The 24,383-nt window shown below is 35.2% G+C and carries 22 protein-coding genes; 10 read left to right on the forward strand and 12 right to left on the reverse strand.

What is annotated here, in order from left to right:
• Positions 1 to 42 precede the first annotated feature (42 nt).
• Complete coding sequence (locus tag E0Z07_RS05315; RefSeq protein ID WP_131540384.1) at positions 43 to 1,656, reverse strand: S8 family peptidase; 1,614 nt, start codon at positions 1,654 to 1,656, stop codon at positions 43 to 45.
• A 76-nt stretch (positions 1,657 to 1,732) separates the two neighbouring features.
• A complete protein-coding gene (locus tag E0Z07_RS05320; protein ID WP_131540385.1) occupies positions 1,733 to 2,593 on the reverse strand; it encodes an MBL fold metallo-hydrolase in 861 nt (286 codons plus the stop codon).
• A gap of 934 nt (positions 2,594 to 3,527) precedes the next feature.
• Here E0Z07_RS05320 and E0Z07_RS05325 point away from each other — a divergent pair.
• The 4 genes from E0Z07_RS05325 (at position 3,528) to sufD (ending at position 7,601) form a co-directional block, all read left to right on the forward strand.
• Complete coding sequence (locus E0Z07_RS05325; protein ID WP_131540386.1) at positions 3,528 to 3,857, forward strand: HesB/IscA family protein; 330 nt, start codon at positions 3,528 to 3,530, stop codon at positions 3,855 to 3,857.
• 105 nt (positions 3,858 to 3,962) lie between these two features.
• Positions 3,963 to 5,411, forward strand: coding sequence for a Fe-S cluster assembly protein SufB (gene sufB / locus E0Z07_RS05330; protein ID WP_041895060.1), 1,449 nt, complete (start codon positions 3,963 to 3,965; stop codon positions 5,409 to 5,411).
• A gap of 64 nt (positions 5,412 to 5,475) precedes the next feature.
• Positions 5,476 to 6,228: a Fe-S cluster assembly ATPase SufC gene (gene sufC / locus E0Z07_RS05335; protein ID WP_041888229.1), complete on the forward strand. Its 753-nt coding sequence runs from the start codon at positions 5,476 to 5,478 to the stop codon at positions 6,226 to 6,228.
• Between the two features lie 53 nt (positions 6,229 to 6,281).
• Positions 6,282 to 7,601: a Fe-S cluster assembly protein SufD gene (gene sufD / locus E0Z07_RS05340; protein WP_131540387.1), complete on the forward strand. Its 1,320-nt coding sequence runs from the start codon at positions 6,282 to 6,284 to the stop codon at positions 7,599 to 7,601.
• Positions 7,602 to 8,325: 724 nt separating this feature from the next.
• Here the strand turns inward: sufD and E0Z07_RS05345 are convergent.
• The 6 genes from E0Z07_RS05345 to E0Z07_RS05370 form a co-directional block, all read right to left on the reverse strand.
• On the reverse strand, positions 8,326 to 10,020 hold the full coding sequence (locus E0Z07_RS05345; protein WP_058699219.1) for a ribonucleoside-diphosphate reductase subunit alpha: 1,695 nt from the start codon (positions 10,018 to 10,020) through the stop codon (positions 8,326 to 8,328).
• A gap of 39 nt (positions 10,021 to 10,059) precedes the next feature.
• On the reverse strand, positions 10,060 to 11,037 hold the full coding sequence (locus E0Z07_RS05350; protein ID WP_006257885.1) for a ribonucleotide-diphosphate reductase subunit beta: 978 nt from the start codon (positions 11,035 to 11,037) through the stop codon (positions 10,060 to 10,062).
• A gap of 436 nt (positions 11,038 to 11,473) precedes the next feature.
• The gene (locus E0Z07_RS05355) at positions 11,474 to 12,514 is read right to left on the reverse strand and encodes a hemin-degrading factor (RefSeq protein WP_131540388.1); all 1,041 of its coding nucleotides are present in this window, start codon (positions 12,512 to 12,514) and stop codon (positions 11,474 to 11,476) included.
• Positions 12,515 to 12,525: 11 nt separating this feature from the next.
• Entirely contained in the window at positions 12,526 to 13,302 is a 777-nt protein-coding gene (locus E0Z07_RS05360; protein ID WP_131540389.1) for a heme ABC transporter ATP-binding protein, read from the reverse strand.
• Positions 13,303 to 13,304: 2 nt separating this feature from the next.
• Positions 13,305 to 14,336 carry a FecCD family ABC transporter permease gene (locus tag E0Z07_RS05365; protein WP_131540390.1) on the reverse strand — a complete coding sequence of 344 codons (1,032 nt, stop codon included), beginning with the start codon at positions 14,334 to 14,336 and terminating at the stop codon, positions 13,305 to 13,307.
• Positions 14,337 to 14,342: 6 nt separating this feature from the next.
• Positions 14,343 to 15,200, reverse strand: a complete 858-nt coding sequence (locus tag E0Z07_RS05370; protein WP_131540391.1) for a heme/hemin ABC transporter substrate-binding protein — start codon at positions 15,198 to 15,200, stop codon at positions 14,343 to 14,345.
• Positions 15,201 to 15,388: 188 nt separating this feature from the next.
• On the opposite strand from E0Z07_RS05370, the gene E0Z07_RS05375 reads away from it, so the two are divergent.
• Genes E0Z07_RS05375 through E0Z07_RS05395 form a run of 5 tightly spaced genes read left to right on the forward strand, consistent with a single transcriptional unit; the run spans position 15,389 to position 18,810 of the window.
• Positions 15,389 to 16,603 (forward strand): aminotransferase class V-fold PLP-dependent enzyme, encoded by a 1,215-nt coding sequence (locus tag E0Z07_RS05375; RefSeq protein WP_131540392.1) that lies wholly within the window; start codon positions 15,389 to 15,391, stop codon positions 16,601 to 16,603.
• A gap of 26 nt (positions 16,604 to 16,629) precedes the next feature.
• A complete protein-coding gene (locus tag E0Z07_RS05380; protein WP_131540393.1) occupies positions 16,630 to 17,049 on the forward strand; it encodes a SufE family protein in 420 nt (139 codons plus the stop codon).
• Positions 17,050 to 17,060: 11 nt separating this feature from the next.
• Positions 17,061 to 17,381: an iron-sulfur cluster assembly protein gene (locus E0Z07_RS05385; RefSeq protein WP_006257878.1), complete on the forward strand. Its 321-nt coding sequence runs from the start codon at positions 17,061 to 17,063 to the stop codon at positions 17,379 to 17,381.
• Positions 17,382 to 17,383: 2 nt separating this feature from the next.
• Positions 17,384 to 17,899 carry a DUF2480 family protein gene (locus tag E0Z07_RS05390; RefSeq protein ID WP_131540394.1) on the forward strand — a complete coding sequence of 172 codons (516 nt, stop codon included), beginning with the start codon at positions 17,384 to 17,386 and terminating at the stop codon, positions 17,897 to 17,899.
• A gap of 56 nt (positions 17,900 to 17,955) precedes the next feature.
• On the forward strand, positions 17,956 to 18,810 hold the full coding sequence (locus E0Z07_RS05395) for a DUF3078 domain-containing protein (protein WP_131540395.1): 855 nt from the start codon (positions 17,956 to 17,958) through the stop codon (positions 18,808 to 18,810).
• 49 nt (positions 18,811 to 18,859) lie between these two features.
• Here the strand turns inward: E0Z07_RS05395 and asnA are convergent, their stop codons facing one another.
• Together asnA and hflX are read right to left on the reverse strand one after the other, a co-directional pair.
• Positions 18,860 to 19,864 carry an aspartate--ammonia ligase gene (gene asnA / locus E0Z07_RS05400; RefSeq protein WP_131540396.1) on the reverse strand — a complete coding sequence of 335 codons (1,005 nt, stop codon included), beginning with the start codon at positions 19,862 to 19,864 and terminating at the stop codon, positions 18,860 to 18,862.
• Between the two features lie 262 nt (positions 19,865 to 20,126).
• Complete coding sequence (gene hflX / locus E0Z07_RS05405; protein ID WP_006257874.1) at positions 20,127 to 21,359, reverse strand: GTPase HflX; 1,233 nt, start codon at positions 21,357 to 21,359, stop codon at positions 20,127 to 20,129.
• Positions 21,360 to 21,597: 238 nt separating this feature from the next.
• On the opposite strand from hflX, the gene E0Z07_RS05410 reads away from it, so the two are divergent.
• Positions 21,598 to 22,935 (forward strand): hypothetical protein, encoded by a 1,338-nt coding sequence (locus tag E0Z07_RS05410; protein WP_131540397.1) that lies wholly within the window; start codon positions 21,598 to 21,600, stop codon positions 22,933 to 22,935.
• Positions 22,936 to 23,022: 87 nt separating this feature from the next.
• On the opposite strand, the gene E0Z07_RS05415 is transcribed toward E0Z07_RS05410, so the two are convergent.
• A complete protein-coding gene (locus tag E0Z07_RS05415) occupies positions 23,023 to 23,811 on the reverse strand; it encodes a S1/P1 nuclease (RefSeq protein WP_006257872.1) in 789 nt (262 codons plus the stop codon).
• 4 nt (positions 23,812 to 23,815) lie between these two features.
• Positions 23,816 to 24,328: an acyl-CoA thioesterase gene (locus E0Z07_RS05420; RefSeq protein WP_006257871.1), complete on the reverse strand. Its 513-nt coding sequence runs from the start codon at positions 24,326 to 24,328 to the stop codon at positions 23,816 to 23,818.
• Positions 24,329 to 24,383: the final 55 nt, after the last annotated feature.

Genomic DNA, 24,383 nt, shown 5'->3' on the forward strand with positions numbered 1-24,383 from the left:
AATGTGGAGCTTTTTATATTAAGGGTTACTTAGTTACAAGTTTTATTTTTTAGCTTTTGACAATTTCTCAGCTAATAGTAATGCATTGTAAGCATTTACAAACTTACCAGAAGTAGAGATAGATTGGAAATTTCTGATTTCTTTTTTCTCACCTACTACTACGTCGAAGTTTACTGCTACACCTGAGTCCATGATGATTTTCTTCACTTCTCCAGCTGTAAACTCTGGGTAATAAGCTCTCACTAATGCTGCAACACCTGCTACGTTAGGAGAAGCCATAGAAGTACCTTGTAAGTACTCATAAGTATTCGTTGGTACAGTAGCATAGATCTTCACTCCAGGAGCGAATACGTCTACGTCATAATCTCCATAGTTAGAGAAACGAGCCACCATATTTTTACCAAACTCTGGGTTAAGAGCTCCTACTACTAGGAAGTTGTTAGAGATCTCTGGTCCCATCTTTACATTATCATTAGGATAGCGCTCTACACCTCCAGGGATGTTTAAGTCCATAGCATCATTACCAGCAGCTACTACGATAAGTACATCTTTCTCTTCTGCATATTTAATAGCGTCACGTACCCACTGACTGTTTTCTTCATAGTATTTACCGAAGCTTCCGTTGATTACTTTAGCATCGTTATCTACTGCATATCTGATCCCTAATGCGATATCCTTATCATACTCATCTCCATCAGGTACAGCTCTTACAGCCATGATCTCTGCTACCTCAGATGCTACACCGTCTCCACCTAAGTTATTACCACGAGTCTGAGCGATAATACCAGCTACGTGAGTACCGTGTTTAGCCTCTTCTCTTACAGGTCCGATCACGTTGTTATCACCATAGATTCTATCATTGATATCTGTATGATCATCACCTACTATCTTTCTACCATCGAACTCTAAGTTTAAGTGATGTTTCGCTTTACTTTCTACACTGTTTTTGTAAGCTTCTAACCAAGATAACTCTCTTCCACCTGCTAAGATATTATACATAACATTCTTAGAGTGAAGAATCTCTTCATTTGCGTCTAATGGAATACTGTTTAAGTCATCCATTGTGTAGTCCTTCTTATCTAGGTATTTTGCGATACGCTCATTCGCACGCAATAACATGTCTACGCGTAGTTTGCTCTCTTGGTTGCTTTTTATCTCTTCGTCGTATTCCTTCACAGCTCTTTTATACTGCTCAGAACCATCATCTCCTCTACGGATCACACGTACTAATTCCATGTTTTCGTGTACAGACTGTCCTAAGAAGTTCCATCCGTGGATATCATCGATGTATCCATTATTATCATCATCGATACCATTACCCGCTATTTCATTAGGGTTTGTCCAAACTTGAGTCTTTAAATCATCATGATCAATCTCAATACCTGAATCTACAACTCCTACAATTACTTTCTTAGGTAATTTCTTTCCTTTAAGAATTTCTTCATACGCTCTGTCTACAGACATTCCAGGAACAGTGTCATTGATGATGTCTAAATGACTCCATCTGCGTAATTGTTCTTCTGTAAGTTTTGTTGTTCTCTTCGGTAGATTATCTACACCCGAGATTGGTGTATTGGTAATCGTACTTGTTGTACCACAGCTAGTTAGGGCTAATGCTAAAGCAGCTGATAGGTATAAAGGTTTAATCAATCGCATTATAGTTAAATTTAAATTATCAATGTTATTCGTGCTAAAAATATAAATAAGTTACATCTTGAAAGTGTACTTAACACTAAATTAAGATTTCATTAGCTTTTAAATTCTCATTTAGTCTCACTCCTTTTTCGGTATGTTGTACAGTGATGATTTCATTATGAGCATCGTGTTCTAAGAACAAATACCAGTTGTCATCAGCTGCCATCTTTAAGAATTTCTCTTTTTCGTCTAGTGTTAGCAGAGGTCTTGTATCGTATCCCATTACATAAGGAAGAGGGATGTGTCCTACTGTAGGCAGTAGATCGGCTACATAAGCTATCTTTTTTCCTTTATAGTTCAGTATAGGGATCATTTGTTTCTCAGTATGTCCATCTGCGAAGAAGATATCAAAGCCTAATTCTGAGTTGTGCAGTATGTTTCCTTCAGCCTTTGGGATAAAGTGAAGTGCACCGCTCTCCTGTATAGGAAGTATGTTCTCTGATAAGAAAGAAGCCTTCTCTCTAGCATTCGGTTTAGTTGCCCATTGCCAGTGATTCTCATTCGTCCAGTACTTCGCGTTTTTAAACGCGTTTACATATCCTGTTCTATCGCTATTCCAGTCTACAGCACCTCCTACGTGATCGAAGTGTAAGTGTGTCAAAAATACATCTGTGATATCATCTCTGTGAAAGCCATGCTTAGCTAGAGACTTATCTATACTATGGCCACCCCATAGATTATAATATCCAAAGAATTTATCAGATTGTTTATTTCCCATACCTGTATCGATAAGGATCAGTCTGTTGCCCTCTTCGATAAGGAGTAGTCTAGCCCCTAAGTCGATGAGGTTATTAGCATCCGCAGGGTTGGTTTTGTTCCAAATCACTTTAGGAACAACGCCAAACATAGCACCACCATCTAGTTTAAAGTTGCCACTTTCTATAGCGTATAGTTTCATAATTGTTTTAGTTTATTTGAGTTAGGTGCAAATTACTAAAATTATTTCTCCTAGTCTCTCTTTTTTGCAAAAGTCTGTCACTGGCCTTAGTGTAACATAGAATCTGATAGGTAGTAAAGAGAAGTGATACTAGTAAGTAGATGGTTCGGGTAGAGATTTAGTACGGTTCGGTAAAAGGGTGCTTATCCCAAGTAAACACTGGGTATTACCGAACAGCTTCCGAACACTTTTTGATTAAATAGTGATAAGGTGTTGATTAATAATTTTTTATGGTGAAATGAAGTAACCAAAGGAAGGCAATCTCTCCAATAATAGCCAAAAAGGGCAAAAGAGGGCGATAGTTAATGAAGAATTAGAAATTTAGAATTAGGAATGTTTGCCTTCTGCATGATGGGGAGAAGGAATTGTATTTAAGGTTTGATATTGTTAGGGTTACTTTGTTTGTTTGACACGGATGATGATCCGTCTATAGTTTGTATGTGTTACTTTGTTTGATGCGGGGGTTCATCTGTTTGTAAAAGTATAGGGAGGGGATAGGCGGGTCTTTTTTATTGTGTATTTAGAGATAGATATTTGTTATTTTTCGCTTTTATATTTTATTGATAAAGGATAACTTTGTCTTTTTAAAAAAATATTCCCTTGATTTGTTCAATACATTCTTTTAAATGTCCTTGAATAGTATAATTAAAGGTACAATATTTGCAATAAAGTATTTTAGTAGAGCAAAATAATCGAATTAAGTGATTAGTTTTCAGTAGTTTTTTTACTAAAGTAGTTAGGAAAGAATATCAAAAAAGGAGTTCTAACGATAGTTTTTATTGATATTAGTATTAAAACTTCTAATCGTTATAAATATGTTAGTTAGTACAAGAAACCATTTTTTTATAATACCTTTGTAAATCAAATTTTAGAACTAATCTATTTTAAAAAAGGTATGATAAAAGTTTCAGATATAGCGAGTAAACGCGTAGCCCTTTTGATGGATGATGAAGGGTTTAACCATACTACAGATTATGTACGTGTAGGAGTGACTAGTGGAGGATGTTCCGGACTTTCGTATCAATTAAAATTTGATCACGAGATAGGAGAAGATGATAAGGTTTTCGAAGACAATGGGGTGAGAATCGCAGTGGATAAGAAAAGCTTTTTGTACCTAGTAGGAACGACTTTAGAGTATTCTGGAGGATTGAACGGTAAAGGTTTTTATTTCAACAATCCAAATGCAAGTAGAACTTGCGGATGTGGAGAAAGCTTTTCATTATAAGACCTCAAGGTAGAAAGGCGGATGTACGTCTGTCTTTCTTTCCTTTTGATAATTAGTTTAATAAAAGAAGCGTACGAGAAAGTAGTGGCTTTTAAGTATAAATATATGAGTAAGTATACAGAAGAAGATTTAAAGAAAGAATTAGAAACCAAGGAGTATGAGTATGGATTCTATACAGATATAGAGTCAGAGACATTTCCTGTTGGGTTAAATGAAGATATTGTTAGAGCGATCTCTGCTAAGAAAGGTGAGCCTGAGTGGATGACTGAGTGGAGGTTAGAAGCATTCCGTATCTGGGAATCTATGGTAGAGCCAGAATGGGCTAATGTGAACTATACTAAACCTGATTTTCAAGCTATATCTTACTACTCTGCACCTAAGAAGAAGGATGAGTATAAGAGCTTAGATGAGGTGGATCCAGAACTGATAGAGACTTTTAATAAACTAGGTATTTCGCTTAATGAACAGAAGCGCCTTACTGGTGTAGCGATGGATATCGTGATGGACTCTGTGTCTGTAGCGACTACATTTAAAGAGACTCTAGCTGAGAAAGGTATTATATTCTGCTCTATCTCTGAGGCGATCAAGACGCACCCAGAGCTAGTGAAGAAATATTTAGGTACTGTGGTACCACAGACAGATAACTTCTATGCAGCGCTGAACTCTGCGGTATTCTCAGACGGTTCATTCTGTTATATTCCTAAGGGTGTTCGTTGTCCTATGGAGTTGTCTACATACTTCCGTATTAACCAGGCTGGTACAGGTCAGTTTGAGCGTACATTAGTGATCGCTGATGAGGGTAGTTATGTTTCTTACTTAGAGGGATGTACTGCACCATCACGTGATGAGAACCAATTACACGCTGCTGTAGTAGAGCTTATCGCTATGGATGATGCTGAGATTAAATATTCTACTGTTCAGAACTGGTTCCCTGGAGACAGTGAAGGAAAAGGAGGAGTATTTAACTTCGTGACTAAACGTGGTCTATGTGAGAAGAATGCTAAGATCTCTTGGACACAAGTAGAGACTGGATCTGCTGTGACATGGAAGTACCCATCATGTATATTAAAAGGGGATAACTCTATCGGTGAGTTTTACTCTATCGCTGTGACGAATAACTTCCAACAGGCGGATACTGGTACTAAGATGGTACACTTAGGTAAGAATACGAAGTCTACTATTATTTCGAAAGGTATATCTGCTGGTAAATCTCAAAATAGTTATAGAGGATTGGTTCAGATGGGACCTAGAGCTGAGAATGCTCGTAACTTCTCTCAATGTGACTCTTTATTAATGGGTAATGAGTGTGGAGCTCATACATTCCCTTATATCGAGGCTAAGAATACTACTGCTCAGATCGAGCATGAGGCGACAACTAGTAAGATCGGTGAAGACCAAATCTTCTATTGTAACCAACGTGGTATTCCTACAGAAAAAGCAATTGCACTTATCGTTAACGGATTCTCTAAGGATGTGTTGAATAAGTTGCCAATGGAGTTCGCTGTAGAAGCACAAAAATTATTAGAGATTTCTTTAGAAGGAAGTGTAGGTTAATCTACGCCTAAACTAAAGAGTTCAAAAAATCAGATTACCTCAACAAAATTAAATAAGACAATTTATGTTACAGATAAAAAATTTACACGCAAGTGTTGAAGATAAAGAAATATTAAAAGGAATTAACTTAGAAGTAAAAGCTGGTGAAGTACACGCTATCATGGGACCTAACGGTGCTGGTAAGAGTACACTATCATCTGTGATCACTGGTAATGAAGCATTCGAAGTTACTGAAGGAGAGATTCTTTTAGATGGAGAAGAGTTAGGAGAATTAGGACCAGAAGAAAGAGCTCATAAAGGAGTGTTCTTATCGTTCCAATATCCTGTGGAGATTCCTGGTGTTTCTGTAACTAACTTTATGAAAACAGCAATCAACGAATCACGTAAAGCACAAGGATTAGAAGAAATGCCTGCGAACGAGATGTTGAAAAAAATCAAAGAGAAAGCAGAGTTATTAGAGATCGATAGAAAGTTCTTATCTCGTTCTCTTAACGAAGGATTCTCTGGTGGTGAGAAAAAACGTAATGAGATCTTCCAGATGGCTATGTTAGAGCCTAAGTTAGCTATCCTAGATGAGACTGACTCAGGATTAGATATCGATGCTCTACGTATCGTAGCTAATGGAGTGAACAAACTAAAAAGTGAAGATAACGCAGTAGTGTTAATTACACACTACCAACGTTTATTAGACTATATCGTGCCAGATTTCGTACACGTATTATACGATGGAAAAATCGTTAAGACAGGAGGTAAAGAATTGGCATTGGAATTAGAAGAAAAAGGATACGATTGGATCAAAGCTTCTTTAGAGAAGTAAGAATACTAGATCTCAAGAATCAATCATTTTAATCTAATTGCAAAGAAAGAATTATGGAGCTTAAAGATAAATTAATTACGTCTTTTGTGGCTTTTGAACAAGGTTTAAAAGGTGAACATGAAGGTTTACACGATATCCGTTTAGAAGCATTAAAGACATTCGAAGATAAAGGATTTCCTACTAAGAAAGTAGAAGCGTGGAAGTATACTTCATTAAACTCAATTTTAAAGAATGAATTCCGCGTATTACAGAAAGAGGAGACAGCGATAGAGTATAAAGATGTAAAGAAATACTTCTTAAGTGATTCTGATACTTATAAATTGGTGTTTATCAATGGAGTGTTCAGTTCTCACTTATCATCTACTACTCATGATGGGTTAGACGTATGCTTAATGTCATCAGCAATGACTAAGCCTAAATATAAAATGGTGATCGATGCCTTTTATAACAATACGGCTGATAAGACGGATAGTATGACAGCGCTAAACACAGCTTTCGCTACTGAGGGAGCTTTTATTAATATCCCTAAAAGTAAAGTAGTAGCTAAGCCGATAGAGATTATATACTTCTCTACGGTAGCAGATAAAGCCCTGTTAGTACAACCTCGTAACTTAGTAGTAGTAGGAGAGAATGCTCATGTACAGATCGTAGAAAGACATCAAAACTTGACTAACTCTACTGTACTTACTAATGCTGTAACTGAGATCGTAGCGCATAAACGTGCTATCGTAGATTTCTATAAGTTACAGAATGATAACGAAGAAGCTACACTAGTAGACAATACATATATTACTCAGAAGCAAGAGAGTAGAGTTTCTGTTCATACTTTCTCATTCGGAGGTAAGTTGACTAGAAATAACTTAAACTTCTATCAAGACGGAGAACGCATTGATAGTACGTTAAAAGGAGTGACACTAATCAGTGAAAAACAACACGTGGATCACTACACATTAGTATCTCATAACCAGCCTAACTGTGAGAGCCACCAGAACTATAAAGGTATCTATGATGGTAACTCTACTGGGGTATTCAATGGTAAGATCTATGTGGATAAAATAGCACAAAAAACAGATGGTTTCCAACAGAGTAATAATATATTATTAAGTGAGAAAGCTACTATCTATGCTAAACCACAGTTAGAAATCTTCGCTGATGATGTGAAGTGTTCGCATGGATGTACTATAGGACAGTTAGACGATGAGGCTATGTTCTATATGCGTCAAAGAGGAATTCCTAAGAAAGAAGCAAAAGCATTACTAATGTATGCTTTTACAGATGAAGTAATGGAGTCTGTAAAAATACCTGAGTTAAAATCTAAGGTAGCGAAAGTAATTGCTGGAAAATTAGGAGTATCTATGGGATTTGAAATTTAATTTCACGTTTTTTATACTTGGTCAAATATAAAAGAGACTGCCTCAGGCAGTCTCTTTTTGCATTTAATAAATGCTATGGTCATATTGGTTAGGTATGCTAAGTATAATAATAAAAACGACCTAGCTATTGGGGGAGCTAGGTCGCTTAAGAAAAAGAAAGTTTGTTGTTTTTGTTGTACAATGAATATTTCATATATCGTGCCAAAAAATGTAATGCGTTGTTTCTTAGAATGTGAGGGTATAAAACTACTTGTTTTTAACATTATTTTAAGATGTTGGTGTTTTATTGATGATGATTTCTTTTTTGTGTTATTATTAAATGTTGGTGTGTTCTGATTATTATAAGGTTTTGGTATTGATGGCTAGTAAGTAGCTTGTATTGCACTGTAGTTGTTTTTAGGCGTTCTTACGCTATTTTAAGGTAACTATCACATAGAGTTGCTTTAGTCAATAATACGCGCTTAAAAAGGTTGTATATACAATATTATACCTATCCCACTTTATGCGACCATAATAGACTAGAAGTGTGCATATACAGTCATAAAAGGCAATGTAGAGGATAAAGAAAGTATGAAGTAATAGTTTTGTCCATAGAATTATAGTTCATACGTTCTTTGACATACTGTATAATACGATGAGGTAGAAGAGGAGGGATAAAAAAAGAGAGAACCCTCTGTATGAAGATTCTCTCTGTATAGATTATAAGATAATATAGATTGAGTTCTTAAGATTCACAACTACTACATGTCACTAGGTTCGTTACCATCTCTTTAGATACACTCTGACTACGCTGGTAGTATAGTGTTTTAACTCCTAGTTTCCATGCTTCGATCATTAGGTTGTTTACTTCCTTGATCGGTAGGGCAGAAGGGATGTTTAGGTTTAAGCTTTGTGCTTGGTCTACGTACTTCTGTCTCACAGCAGCTTGTTGTATGATTTCAAGTTGACTGATTTCTTTGAATGTCTTGAATACTGCTTTTTCTTCTTCAGTAAGACCTTCTATCTGCTGTACACTACCACCGTTAAGCATTATAGTTCTCCATGTCTCTTCGTTGTCTAAGCCTTTTTCTTCTAATAACTTCGTTAGGTATTTATTCTTACGCATGAAGTTTCCTTTAGATAATCCAGCTTTGTAATAGTTACTACTAAAAGGTTCTATCCCTGGAGAAGTCTGTCCTAAGATAGCAGATGATGAGGTAGTAGGCGCGATAGCCATAGTAGTCGTGTTACGTCTACCATATCCTTTCATGATCTCTGGTTCACCATAGATGCGCGCTAATTCTTGAGACGCTTTGTCTGCTTTAGTACTAATGTTATCAAATATTTGATTTGTTAGCATTTTAGCTTGTAGCCCTTCGAATGGGATCATATTCTTCTGTAAGTATGAGTGCCATCCTAGTACACCTAATCCTAGCGCTCTATGACGTTTAGCAAAACGATTAGCAGCAGCTAAATAGTAGTTTCCTTCTGTTTTTTCTATAAACTCTTGAAGTACTGCGTCTAGGAAGTAGATCGCTAGTTTAACAGCTTCTGTGTCTTTCCACTCGTCGTATAACTCTAAGTTCATAGAAGATAAACAACAGATGAACGATTCGTCATCAGAAGAAGGAAGCATAATCTCAGAACAAAGGTTACTTGCGTTCACACGCATATTAAGATCTTTGTATACTTGTGGTTTATGCCCATTCACATTATCAGAGAAGAATAAGTATGGCATACCTTTTTGTTGGCGACTCTCTAGTACTTTAGCCCATAATTGTCTCTTCTCTCTATCCCCATCTATCATCTCTTGCATCCAGTAGTCTGGTATACATACTCCATAGAATAGGTTCTGGATAGGGTTACCGATATTTTTTATATTTAAGAATTCTTCACAGTCAGGATGGTCTATGTCTAGGTATGCTGCAAAAGCACCTCTACGCACACCTCCTTGTGATATAGTGTCCATAGCTGTATCGAACAACTTCATAAAGCTTACAGCACCACTACTCTTACCATTATCTGTTACTGCACTACCTCTCTCGCGCAGCGCTCCAAAGTAACCTGATGTACCACCACCGATTTTGGTTTGCATAATTACTTCACCAAGCTTGTGTGTGATTCCTTCTATACCATCTGGAATATGTACGTTAAAACAAGAAATAGGTAGACCTCTCTCTGTACCCATATTAGCCCATATAGGAGAGCTTAGACTCATCCATCCACGTTCTATCATCTCTTGGAATGATTCTTTTAATTCAGGTTTATACAGTCTTCTGGCAGCAGCTGATGCGATACGGTCGATAGCACCTTCTACTGTCTCTCCTTTAAGCAAGTATCCTCTATTAAGGATTTGTTCACTTTCGGAGTTTTTCCACCAAAGTTTTTCTGTTAGGTTATCGTTGTCTTCTGTCAATAATGGTAATGAGAAATTGTTCATAGAATTCTTTTAGGTTTTTTTGATAGTGAATTTTTTGGTTTAGAATAGGTCGTCTGCAGAGAAACTCTTATCGTGCTTCGTATAGTCAACAGGTCTCTTAGCGAAGAAATCATCTAAACTGTTTGCGAACACTTCTTCTTCGAACCAAGCCATTGGTTTGTATTGTTCGTGGGTGATATTAAATACCTTTTTAAGGCCAATCTTTTGCATACTTTCGTCTACTCTGAACTTCATGAAGTTTAATAGATCAGCTTTGTTTACCGTTTCTATTTCTCCTGTGCTGAAGATCCAGTCTAAGATTCTACTTTCGATCTCGATAGATTTATGGATTACTTCATTGACATGATTGATTAACTCGTCATCAAAGAAGTCTGGAAACTCGTCTCTAATCACATTAACGATATAAATACCTGCGTTAGCATGTACTTGCTCGTCTACTGATGTCCATGCGATGATGTTGCTCACATTCTTCATCAGTCCTTTAAAACGAGTAAAAGATAAGATGATGGCAAACTGGCTGAACAGAGATACATTCTCTATCAATAAAGAGAATAGGATAAGAGATACTACGTATTTTTTGCGGTCAGTATAGTTACCAGAGTTTTCTAATACTTCTGATAAGTATTCTACTCTTTCTTTAATAACAGGTACTGTCAGTAAGTTCTCGAACTCGTCATTATATCCTAATACATCTAATAATCTAGAATATGCTTCTGAGTGTCTAAACTCACATTCTGCAAATGTACTTCCTAGCCCATTAAATTCTGGTTTAGGGAAGTGTAAGTATAAGTTTCCCCAAAAGGTCTTAACTGCAACTTCTATCTGTGCAATAGCTAATAAACTATGCTTAATAGCTAGTTGTTCTTCTTTCGTTAAGTGCGAATGGAAATCTTGTGTATCTGCTGTGAAGTCAACTTCACTATGTACCCAAAATGATTTATTAATTGCATCTGTGAATTGGTAAATTCCAGGATACTCAAACGGTTTGTAGTTTACTCTTTTATCAAAAATCGACATAGCTTAATTTTATTAGATTACATAATTAGGACAATCTTATTCTAGTCAAAACGTCAAGTAAGTGTACTTTTTAAAAGTGATAAACACTTGTAAACACTGCGATAGCCTTGTGTGTAAGTAGATAAGATTGACGAAGTTATCTTAGCTAATTTACTCTTTACTAAGGACTAAATCAATAGAAAATGTTTGAAAATCATAATTAGTTATTAAACATCTGTTGATAACTATTATTTGTTGAAATGTTGTGATTGTCGATTTAATGGTGATATCATTTGAGAGTAGGTGTATTAAGGCGATATTGTCTTAAGGCAATTTTGTTATTCCTAATTTTTGTTGTGTTGTCTTAAAAAATATGTAATTTTTTATTTTTGATGAATAGAAGGGGACCTACTGAAAATAAAAAAAGTGGAAGGTATACCTTCCACTTTTTAGTATATTAAGCTAGTTTAGCAACTAGTTCTCTCCATTGTTCTAATTCTGGTATTCCTGGTTTTCTCTTACCAAAGAATTGGACGATGATTTCGCCAATCTCGTTGAATACTTCTACAGAAGTTACAATACCATCTTCTGTAGGTTTGCGCACTATCCATGTCTGTGCTATCTTATCCATATCTAAGTGCATATTGAAGTCTGGGTCTAGTACATTGTACCAGTTCTGATGCCACATCGTTCTTTTTACTTCGCCTGTGTGAATCTGGATATTACCTCTATTCCCGACAAAGACCATAATAGGTGTCTGTGCCTCTGAAGCACCTTCTAACAAGGTTACGATAGCATCTTTAGTAATCTGCTTAGCGTAGTACTCATCTGGAGCTAATCTTAATGCTTGCGTACGCGTTAGGTTGTATTTCTTTAATAATGAAAAGAAGTTATGTGTATCTTTTAGTTCTTTCCACTCTGTTCTGAATCCTTCTACATCTATCTCTTCATCTAATCTTTCGTCTAGATTATGTATATAAGGCTCTGTTGTTTCTTCAGTTGACTGATTTTCTGAAGTATATTTTTTTACTAATGCGTGGAATGCTTCTTCGTTGCTCTGAGGAACTAAATAGATCTTGTGAATAGCTTCACCATCTTTACCAAAGAACTGTAAACTCATTCTGTCTTTATCTCCTGCTTTTTCTACTACTGCAAAAGCTTTTTTCCAATGACTTAAGAAGATTCTTAAATCAATGTCTGGATTAACGAATAGACCAGCGTGAGGGCTACTAAAATCTGGGTTAGCATACACCCCTTTTCTCTCGTGTACACATTCGTCATTACGCGTAAGTGCCATTACTTTTCCTAAAGTTTCTACTTCAGATAGTATTGCTTCAAATTCAGGTTTTAATCGCGTAACAGATTCTCCTATTTGTGTAGCAAGCAATTCCATTTCACTAGCGTTAAGTTCTTTGGCTGCGTTGCGTATTCTAATATGTGGATTGGTCACCTTTAGAGCGTCCCAACGTTCTTTTAATGTTTGTGTGCTTGTACTCATAATTATTGTTTTTAGATACCAAATATTATTAAAGGGTTATTGCTAACAGGGTTTTTAGTCACCACACATGGAAAGTTATATACCTCAGAGATGATCTCTTGAGTTAATACTGCTGCAGGTGTGTCATAGATTACTTTTTTTCCTTTTTGTAGCAAGAGTATTTTATCAGCATACTGTGCTGCTAAATTTAGATCATGTATTACTACGATAGCTGTATTTCCTTTTGCTGTAAATTCTTTAATGATGTCCATGATACGGTGCTGATGTAGTACATCTAGATTGTTCAAAGGTTCGTCTAAGAATAACAGCTTATTTTCAACATTATTGTTTAACTGTGATAATACTCTAGCTAAGTGGACGCGTTGTTTCTCTCCTCCTGATAGATGATTGTACTCTCTGTGCTGTAGTGGACAGATGTCTATACAGTCCATACTCTGCTGTACTGCAGTTTTGTCGTCTTCTGTAGGGATGTGGTCAAAATAAGGATATCTACCCATCATCACTACATCTTCTACGTTTAGAGGTATATCTCCATTGTGATGTTGTGAAAACTTAGCTTTGTGCTTAGGTAGTTCTTTACTACACCATTTAGGGTATTCACATGATTTCAATAGAACTTTGTTTCCCTTTTCGTGTAATTCGTCAGCAAGTATACTTAAAAACGTAGACTTACCCGCTCCATTAGGACCTAATATTGCAATAAACTCACCTTCTTTACATTCGAAGTCTATATCGTTAATGATATAATTTCCTTTTGCTAAATAGTTTATTTTAAAAGCTTCAATCATAACTAGAGTGATTTTTTAAACTTGATTAATATAGCAATAAATACTGGTGCTCCCATAATCGAAGTAAGAATACCTATCGGAATCTCTGAAGGAGGCACTAGTGTTCTGCTTATCGTATCTGCAACTAATAATAGTATACTACCACATAGTGTAGATAGGGGTAGAATGAAGTAATAGTTAGATTTAAAAACAAGTCTAAGTATATATGGAACTATTAATCCTACGAATCCTATAGTTCCAGTGAATGCTACTATGGTACCTACCATAAGGGCGGATAATAATACTATTTTTTTCTTTGTTTTTTCTACTGGTATTCCTAAGTGTGTAGCATCTCGTTCTCCTAGCATCATCGCATTTAAGGCCTTTCCCTTGTTGATTAGCAAGATTATAGAAACTAATACAACTACTGCAAGGATACTAACTTTAGTCCAAGTCGCTCCTGCTAAGCTACCTAAGGTCCAAAAGGTTAAATTTCTCAATTCTTCATCACTTGATAAGTAAGTCAGCAAACCTGTCGCAGCACCCGTCAGAGAAGTAATAGCTACTCCTGATAGTAGTAATACACTGATATTAGTCTTACCCGCTGTAGTAGACATTTTATATACAAAGGACATCGTGATGATAGCTCCTACAAAGCTCATTATACTCAATAATGAGTAGTGTACAGCTTCTGGGATCAAGGATTTAATATGAGATCCTAAAACAATAGTCACTGCTGCAAATAATACAGATCCAGCTGTAATACCTATAAGATCTGGCGAAGCAAGGGGATTCTTAAACATCCCTTGAAGTGTTGTTCCGGCAAGAGATAGTCCAGCGCCAGTTAAGATTGCCATTAGAACTCTGGGAAGTCGGACATCAAAAAATACATAATAGTCGCTTGGATTTACCTCTTGCTTAGTGAACAATATTTGATATAAAGTCTGGAATGATCCAGACTCAAATTGATAAACTCCTATGAATATAGACGCAATGGCTATCACAATTAAGATAACAGATAATACTATTGCGTAAAAAGAGAGTTTGGTTTTCATTATAATTTATTCAGATAGTAGTTGATTTAATTCTTTTGCTGCTTGGCCTACTCTTGGACCGAATCCACTTAGTAATAAGCCATCCATCGCAATTACTTTTTTGTTTTTACCAGCATTAGTTTTGTTGATACCATCGATTTTTAATACTCCATCGATACCTCCCATACTTTGTAATCCTGTTGTGAACATTAGGATATAGTCTGGGTTACTGTTTAGTAATGATTCTGGTGTAAGAGGTTTGAAATCTTCAAATTCTGTTACTGCGTTTTGTCCTCCTGCTAGATCTACAATATTGTTTACAGGTGTTTTATCTCCTGCAACTAGAAGGGTAGCAGCACCACGAGCATAGATAAACAATACTTTAGGTTTGTTTTCAAAAGAAGGAAGACCTTGTAAGTCTTGATCTATTTTGTCTAGAAGCGATTGGTAGTTTTCATTGTTTAATGACTGAGCTACAGTTTTTATTAATGTCTTAGTTCCTTCTAAAGTGAACTCTTGTTTAATAACTTCTAAGCGGATTTTTGTCTTTTCTAATTGACTTTTGAAATCGTCGTTAAGGTCTTTTTCTGTAGCATATATAACCGTTGGTTTTAACGCCATAATGCTTTCAATTGATATTTTAGAAGTATGTCCTAGATCTTGAGCTGTTGTTTTAATGTCTTCAGGATAAGTGCTAGTTACGTCTACTGCTATTATATTTTCTTTTTCTCCAAGTGCAACAAGCGTTTCTGTAATTGCTCCATTTAGAGAAATAATTCTTTCTTTTACTTGAGTCGTTTCAACTGGTGTAGACTCTTGTTCTTTTTTAGAGTTACAGCTCATCATTGCTGTAACGATTAGGAATAAAGCTGTTAGTTTTTTCATTTGAGTTGTTTATTTGAAATAGTTCTAAATTATGGCAAAAATAGAATCTTTTTTACGCGTTACAAAACATATTTAGATTAATTTTAAATTAATATTTAGTAGGCTAAAGTATAGTTATCCTTATCTTTGCTTTTACATTTGCATACTAAAGAAGTATGAGAAGTATTTTTAATTAAATGAAAAGTAATATGTTAGATATAAAGGAGGTACGTAAGAATTTTCCAATTCTTACTCAATCAGTAAATGGCAAGCCTTTAGTTTATTTTGACAACGCAGCTACTGCACAAAAGCCAAAAGTGGTAGAGGATGCAATTGTTAAATATTACGAAACTATCAATGCAAATATTCATAGAGGTGTGCATACACTTAGTCAATTGGCTACGGATGCGTATGAAGAAGCTCGTAAAAAAGTACAAGCTCATGTGAATGCTAAGCATGATTATGAAGTACTGTTTACAGCAGGGACTACGTTTGGAATAAACTTGGTAGCAAGTGGTTTTGGTAGTCTGCTTAAGGAAGGTGATGAGGTACTTATCTCAGCTATGGAGCACCATTCTAATATTGTGCCATGGCAGTTCGCTTGTGAACGTTCAGGTGCTACATTGAAAGTTATTCCAATGAATCAGGATGGTGATTTAATTATGGAAGAATTCGACAAGCTATTAAGTTCTAATACAAAAATAGTAGCTGTAACCCATATTTCTAATGCGCTTGGAACTATTAACCCAATTAAGGAAATTATAGCTAAAGCGCATCAAGTAGGAGCTGCTGTTTTAATCGATGGTGCTCAAGCAACACCGCATATTAAACCTGATGTACAAGACCTAGATTGTGATTTCTATGTGTTCTCAGGTCATAAGGTGTGTGGACCAACAGGAACTGGTGTTCTTTATGGAAAAGAAGCATGGTTAAATAAATTACCACCTTATCAAGGAGGAGGAGAGATGATCAAGACTGTGACTTTTGAGAAAACAACGTATGCATGTTTACCACACAAATTTGAGGCAGGTACCCCGAATATTGCTGGAGGAATTGTATTAGGAGTTGCTTTAGATTATCTAAACGGAATAGGGTTTGATAAAATAGCTGCTTATGAACATGAGCTTTTAGAGTATGGAACGAAGCGTTTATCTGAAATAGAAGGACTTAAAATATATGGGACAGCTAAAGAGAAGACTTCAGTGATTTCTTTTAATCTAGAAGGTATTCATCCTTATGATGTTGGAGTTATTGTAGATAAACTTGGTGTAGCGGTACGTACAGGACATCATTGTACGCAACCTATTATGGACTTTTTTGGTATTCCAGGTACAATTAGAGCTTCATTTGCTTTCTATAATACGAAAGAGGAAATCGATGTGTTAGTAGAAGCAGTGAAGAAAGCACAAATGATGTTATCATAATAAGTAAATAAAGAAAATATAACGATATGACAATTAAAGAAATTCAAGAAGAGATAATTGACGATTTTTCAATGTTCGACGATTGGATGCAACGTTATGAATATATTATTGAATTAGGAAAAAGTCTTCCGTTAATCGATCCTCAATATCAAGTAGAAGAGAACTTGATCAAGGGATGTCAATCACAAGTGTGGTTACATGCTGATTTACAAGACGACAAGGTCGTTTTTACAGCAAATAGTGATGCTATTTTAACGAAAGGAATTATTGCTATTCTGATTCGAGTTTTTTCAGGACAGAGAACAGAGGATATCCTGAATGCTGATATGTCTTTTATTGACGAGATAGGTCTAAAAGAACATTTGTCTCCTACTAGAGCAAATGGATTAGTTTCAATGATAAAACAAATTAAAATGTATGCTTTAGCTTATCAAGCTAAACAATAAATTTATAGAGTATGGAAGAAGTAGATGTACAACAATTAGGGGAGAATATAGTTAAGGTTCTTAAAACTATTTATGACCCAGAGATTCCTGTAGATATATATGAGCTAGGATTAATTTATGATGTTTTTGTTAATGAGAATTATGATGTTAAGATTCTTATGACATTAACTTCACCTAATTGTCCTGTAGCAGAGACTCTACCAATGGAAGTAGAGGAAAAGGTACGATCAATAGACAATGTAAAAAGTGTTGAGATTGAATTAACTTTTGAGCCTTCTTGGACAAAAGATTTAATGAGTGAAGAGGCTAAGCTAGAATTGGGAATGCTTTAATTATGGAAGGGGAAATTGTAAATAAAGTTGCTAATAGCGCTCTAAGAGTTTTTGACCTAGAAGAGCTATATCCTACGAATCCTCGTATGGATATCGATATAGCACAGTGGTTATATGAGGGTTTTGTACTTAGAGAGAAAGAGTTCAGAGCTGCATTAAAAGAAGTAGATTGGTCTCTTTATGAGAATGCTTACGTAGGATTGTTCTGTTCTACAGATGCTATTCTTCCAGGATGGGCATATATGCTTTTGACAAGTCATCTTCAACCTGTTGCCAAACGTATATTTTTAGGAGATAGAGCACATTTAGAAAAGTCTATTTATCAAGAATTGTTATTTTCTTTAGATTATTCTCAATATGCGGATTTACCAGTGATAATTAAAGGTTGTTCAAAGAAGGAAATTCCTGAGGAGGCGTATGTTTTAGCAACCCAATTAATGATGAATCACGCACGTTCAGTGATGTTTGGAGAAGCATGTTCTGCTGTACCTGTGTATAAACGTACAATTAAAAAGTAGTCCATTCTTTGCTATTTTAACTTATTGTTATTATTTTTGATTAAAATTTTAACAATATGAAGAGACTTTTATTAGGAGTGTGCGCTTTCTTAGCAGTGTATTCGGCTCAGGCTCAGGAAACTGAGGCTAATGCGGCAACAGAAGCTGTTAGCCCATGGACAAGAACAGGTAATTTTACTTTTTTACTTAACCAATCTAGCTTCTCAAATTGGCAAGCAGGTGGAGATAATAACGTATCTGGAAGTTTAAAAGTAAATTATGATTTCAATTACAAACAAGGTGATTGGAACTGGGATAATAAAATAATTGCTAGTTATGGTCTTACTAAGTTAAAAGGGCAAGATCAGAAGAAAACTGATGATAGACTAGAGTTTAACTCATTGCTAGGTAAAAAGGCTGAAGGTAACTGGTTCTATTCTGCATTCTTGAATTTCAAGACTCAGATGGATAGAGGGATAGATAAAGATGGAGTATATAACTCACACTTTATGTCTCCAGCTTATTTACAAGTAGGACCTGGTATGTTGTGGAAAAAGAGTGATAATTTGAAAGTGAATATTGCACCTGCTACTTCACGTTTCATTTTAGTTCATGACCACTTTACAGAGTTTGGCGATGCTTTTGGTGTCGAAAAAGGTAAATCAATGAAATACCAACTGGGGATGTCAGTTAACGGATACTACAAATTCGACATTATGGAGAATGTATCTGTTGAGAATATCTTAAACTTATATTCTAACTATTTGAAAAAACCAGAGAATGTAGTAATTGATTATCAGTTGAATGTAGTGATGAAGATTAATAAATATCTTTCTACAAACTTTACATTCCAAACAATCTATGATGACTTAGCTTATAAAGGCTTCCAAGTTAGAGAGATGGTAGGTGTAGGAGTAAACTACAACTTCTAATAGAATAAATACAAAGTAAAAGGTTGGCATTCGCCAACCTTTTCTTTTTTTATAATAGGTTTATTCCTTTTTGTTCTGCATCTTTTCTTACTTCTTCTGGCCAAATACTTGCTTGTACTTCTCCAATATGTTTTTTACGTAATAAAAACATACAAATTCTTGATTGACCTAGACCTCCACCTATACAAAGAGGTAACTTGTCCTCAAGAAGTAAACTGTGATATAGCAACGATTTTTTATCTAAAGCTCCTGCTAACTCTAATTGATGTTCTAAAGCTTCTTTATCTACTCTAATTCCCATAGAAGATAGTTCTAGTGATTTACCATGAACGGGGTTCCATACTAGTAAATCTCCATTCAATCCTTTATAACCATCTTCTGTAGGAGTAGTCCAATCGTCATAGTCAGCTGATCGACTATCATGTGGGTGTCCATTAGATAGCTTTCCTCCAATTCCTATAATAAAAACAGCTCCATATTCTTTCGCTATTGCATGTTCTCTTTCTTTTGAAGTTAGAGTAGGGTATAGTTGTAAAAGTTGCTCAGAATGGATAAAAGATAGTTTTTTAGGCAGGATAGGTTCTATTCCTAGTTCTTCATATATTCTGTGTTCTGTGTCTAGCAATGTTTGATAGATTGAACGTACTATATTTTTCAAATAACTTAGAGTTCTATCAGATTTTTCAATGCGTAATTCCCAGTCCCATTGATCGACATAGATAGAGTGTATAGGACTGCTATCTTCATCTGGACGAAGGGCTTTCATATCTGTTAGAATTCCTTCATGAGCATCTAATTCTAGTTCTTGTAGTCTAATTCTTTTCCATTTTGCTAATGAATGTACTACTACGCCGCGATTGTTATTTAGAAATTTTACAGGGAATGACACTGGACGTTCTATACCATTTAGATCATCATTAATTCCTGTGCCTTCATTTACAATCATAGGTGATGATATAGGATATAGATTAAGTGCATCACATAGTCCTTTAGAGAATTGTTCTTTGACTAATGCAATGGATTTTTCTGTTTGTAAAATTTCTTTTTTGCTCATGATTTTTTGTTTTTGAATTTGTTTTAAAATAAAAAAGGCTCCTCAGAGAGGAGCCTTTAAACGGATAATGAAATAATATATAATTAACTTAAATCAATGCCAATAGGATTCCTCTTCGAGTCGTAGAAACGATTCAAATTATTATTAGAGAAATTATTGTTCATTGATAAATACATATAATCAGCTTTTTAGCAATAGTGTAAAAATAGAAAAAATATTATTATCTAATCTTCTTTTACTAATTAATTTATAAACAAATATTTTATTCTTCTTCTGAAGATTCAATTAAATGGTCATAATCCGGGAATAAAAAGTTGTTATAAGGGAAACGTGTAATGTGGATTTCACGTACTGCTTCATACACTTTCTTTCTAAACTCTTCAAAGTTTTCTTTGTTTGTTGCAGAGATAAAAATAGCATTGTTTTCACCTACTTTATTCATCCAAGTCTTCTTCCACTCTTCTATCGAATAGTGTTTTGAAGTGCGTTCTGTCATTAGATCATCCTCTTCTATTCTCTCTGGTTGATAAGCATCTATTTTGTTAAATATCATAATAGTAGGCTTGTCATTACTCTTGATATCCTTAAGAATCTCATTTACAGATTCGATGTGATCTACGAAGTCATGGTGAGAAATATCTACTACGTGTAATAATAGATCTGCTTCTCTTACTTCATCTAAGGTACTTTTGAATGACTCAACCAACTGAGTAGGTAGTTTACGAATAAAACCTACAGTATCTGACAATAAGAATGGCAAGTTGCCAATTACGATTTTACGTACAGTTGTATCTAATGTTGCAAACAACTTATTCTCTACGAATACTTCACTTTTACCTACAGCATTCATCAGTGTAGACTTCCCTACGTTAGTATATCCTACCAATGCTACACGTACCATCGCTCCACGGTTTCCTCTTTGAGAAGCCATTTGCTTATCGATTACCTTTAGTTTATCTCTTAAAAGGGTAATCCGGTCACGTACGATACGTCTATCTGTTTCTATCTCTGTCTCTCCAGGACCTCTCATCCCAATACCCCCACGTTGTCTCTCTAAGTGAGTCCACATACCAGATAATCTAGGTAACAAATATTGGAATTGTGCTAGCTCTACTTGAGTTCTTGCATAAGAAGTTTGTGCTCTTTGAGCAAAGATATCTAGGATTAAGTTAGTACGATCTAGTACTTTACAGTCTAGTTCTCTAGAAATATTCTTTTGTTGAGCAGGCGATAGTTCATCATCGAATATCACGGTATGAATATCGTTCTCTACAATATAATTATGAATTTCTTGCATCTTCCCAGTACCAACAAAGGTCTTAGGATTCGGCTTGTCCATTTTCTGTGTAAAACGCTTATATACTTGTCCTCCTGCTGTAAATGTCAAAAACTCTAATTCGTCTAAATACTCATTTAGCTTTGATTCATCTTGATCTTGTGTAATGATTCCAACGATTACAGAACGTTCAAAATTTATTTCTTCTCTATCAATCATATAAACTATATTATAGTGCAAAATTACTAAAATTGTAAGACTAAATAAGAAGATACTTTAAAATACTGTCTTTTAATTTGTTATCACTACCCTTGAAATGTGGAATATTATGAAAACATTTACTCTTTTTATGAAATCAAATAAGTTTTACTCTTTGTTTTTCAGTATCTTGCTATAGATTGTTATGGTACATTTTTTGCCATTATAGAAGAAGTGATAACATTTTATACTTTTTGAAATGAAAATAATACAATATATATTTTTAGTTATTTTTTCTCTTACTGGAGCTTTAAGTTTTGGACAGAGAGCTGTCGTAACAGCTAATAACTATGACATTAGTGATAATTTAGACCTTCAAGCTGTAGCTTCTATATTTGGAGAGTCTAAAGATTTATCTGATTTTGAATTTAGACTGAATGACCCTAATTTGAGAATTAATAACCTTGACTTAAATAGAGATGGTTATGTAGATTATCTACGAGTTGTGGAATTAGTGGAAGGAAGAACACACCTTATTGTGATTCAAGCTGTATTAGGTAAGGATCTTTTTCAAGATGTAGCAACTATTGAAGTAGAAAAAGATACAAGAGAAAATGTTGTATTAATGCAGGTAGTTGGAAACTCTTATCTCTATGGACCTAATTATATTTATGAGCCTGTTTATTTAAGTAGACCACCTATGTTTACTTTATTCTGGACTAGTAATTACAGAGCATATCACTCATCTTGGGGATGGGGGTATTACCCTGATTATTATTATCATTATTCGCCATACAGCACTGATCGATACATGAGCCATGTTAATATTCAGATTAATCATTATAATAATTACTATTATTCAAGTAAGCGATACAGCACACAGGCTCAGAATATGTATCAAGGGGTGGCTCAATCTTCTTATGAAAGGCAAAATCCTAATCAATCTTTTAGAACCAGATATAGTGAGGATAGTTTTTATAATAGAAAAGATTTAACCAATACTAGAGGTAGCTCTAACTCACGAAGTGAATATTCAGTAGACAGTAACCAGAACCCAAATTACAGAAGATCTGCTTATACGGATAATAGTAGTACATCTAGTAATGGAAACAGTAACTCTCGTTCTAGTTACAGTAGAGGTAGTAGTTCTACAGATAATACAGGTTCTAGTTCTTATAATAGAGGAGAGGCGATATCGAATACAGGAAGCAACAATTCTCGTTCTAGCTACAGTAGAGGTAACTCTTCTAGTAATGCGAGCTCATCGTCTAATAATTCCTCTTATTCTAGATCTAGTTATAGTAGAGGAAGTTCATCTTATCCTAGTAGCTCTAGCAATAGTAGTTATAGTCGTTCGTCTAGTAGTTCATCTTATCCTAGTAACTCATCATCTAGATCTAGTTATAGTAGAGGTAGCTCATCTTATCCAAGTAGTTCTAGCAATAGTAGCTACAGTCGTTCGTCTAGTAGTTCTTACCCTAGTAGCTCATCAAGTAGTAACTATAGCCGCTCATCTTCTGGAAGTAGCTCATCAGGCTACAGTAGAGGAGGAAGCAGTAGTTCATCTTCATCGTCTAGATCTAGTTATAGTCGATAATTTAAATGTAAATAAGCTAGTTTTAGCACTAAATAAGAAAAGGCGAAGTATCATTACTTCGCCTTTTCTGTATGCTTTAGATATGTCTTATTTAAAGATATCATTTAAGATTTTAGCTAATCTTAATCCTCCTTTTAGTAATTGACTTTCTACGTTGTCTTTGTGATCAAAGTGGTATCTGTAGCTTAGAGACTCTTCAGGCTCTACACTAGCATATAGTTTATTCGCCATCGTGTACGAATCATAGATCCAATCTTCTAATGTACCAGAAGTGATTTTTTGATTGTAGTTAGCACCGTGTACATCTAGTACAGTAGCATATTCTGTATAGCTGTATTTATCGAAATCAACTAGAGCAGAGTCCCATAGACTGTGTAAGTTAGTTGCTTTTCTAAACCATTCTATCTTTACTCTATTTCCTCCAAGATCCTCTGGTCTACCGATGTGTAGTGGTTGATGAGCATCACCGATGATATGGATTAAGAAGTACAGATTCTCTTGTTTTTTTGCTAATGGAAGATTCTTGTCTTTTAACTCTTCGATAAGGATAAGAGCTCTTTTATATAAGTTTTCATCTGTAGAGTTCGCTAGTTCTTTATCGAATGCTTGTCTATCTAGATCACCAGGCATATTGATATAGTGCCAGCTATCTGCGAACTTCCAAGAAGGATCTGACTTTAAAAAGTCTGGCCAGTTAGCCCAATACGCTAATTGTTGGTTGCCAATGATTTCTTTTAATTGTTTTTTAGCTTTTTTGCTTAGGTTTCTTTCTGCTAATTCAGCTACTACTCTGTGACCAGTAGTACCCCAAGCAAATACATTAGCTGTCTGTAATGCAAAGAATGCAACTACAAATAGGGATAATAATTTCTTCATAATATTATTCGTTAAATAGAGCTATAAGTTCTGTAGCATCACTAGGTTTCATCTTTCCTGCGATAACTAAACTCAACTGTTTACGTCTTAAGGCTCCGATGTATCTTTCTTTCTCTAAATCTGTTTCAGGTATTAGCTCAGGGATAGCTACAGGATGACCTGTATCATCTACAGCTACGAATGTATAGATAGCTTCATTTGCTTTTTTCTTTATTCCTGATTCTCTGTCTTCGATCCATACATCTAAGTACACTTCCATAGATGAGTTAAATGAGCGAGATATTTTAGCCTCCACAGTTACTACACTTCCTAGAGGAATGGGTCTGTTAAAAGCGACGTGGTTCACTGATGCCGTAACACATACTCTGCGCGAGTGTCTTCTAGCAGCGATACCAGCAGCTCTATCCATACGAGCTAATAATTCTCCACCGAACATATTATTAAGTGGGTTAGTCTCTCCTGGTAGAACTAAGTCTGTCATTAAAGTAGCTGATTCAGATACTAATTTTGCTTCCATTGTTATTATTTTCGACAAATATAGGCACATTAAATAAAAATCCCGAACCTTTTCA

The organism is Myroides odoratimimus (assembly GCF_004337635.1).
In the GTDB taxonomy this organism is placed as follows: Bacteria; Bacteroidota; Bacteroidia; order Flavobacteriales; family Flavobacteriaceae; genus Flavobacterium; species Flavobacterium odoratimimum.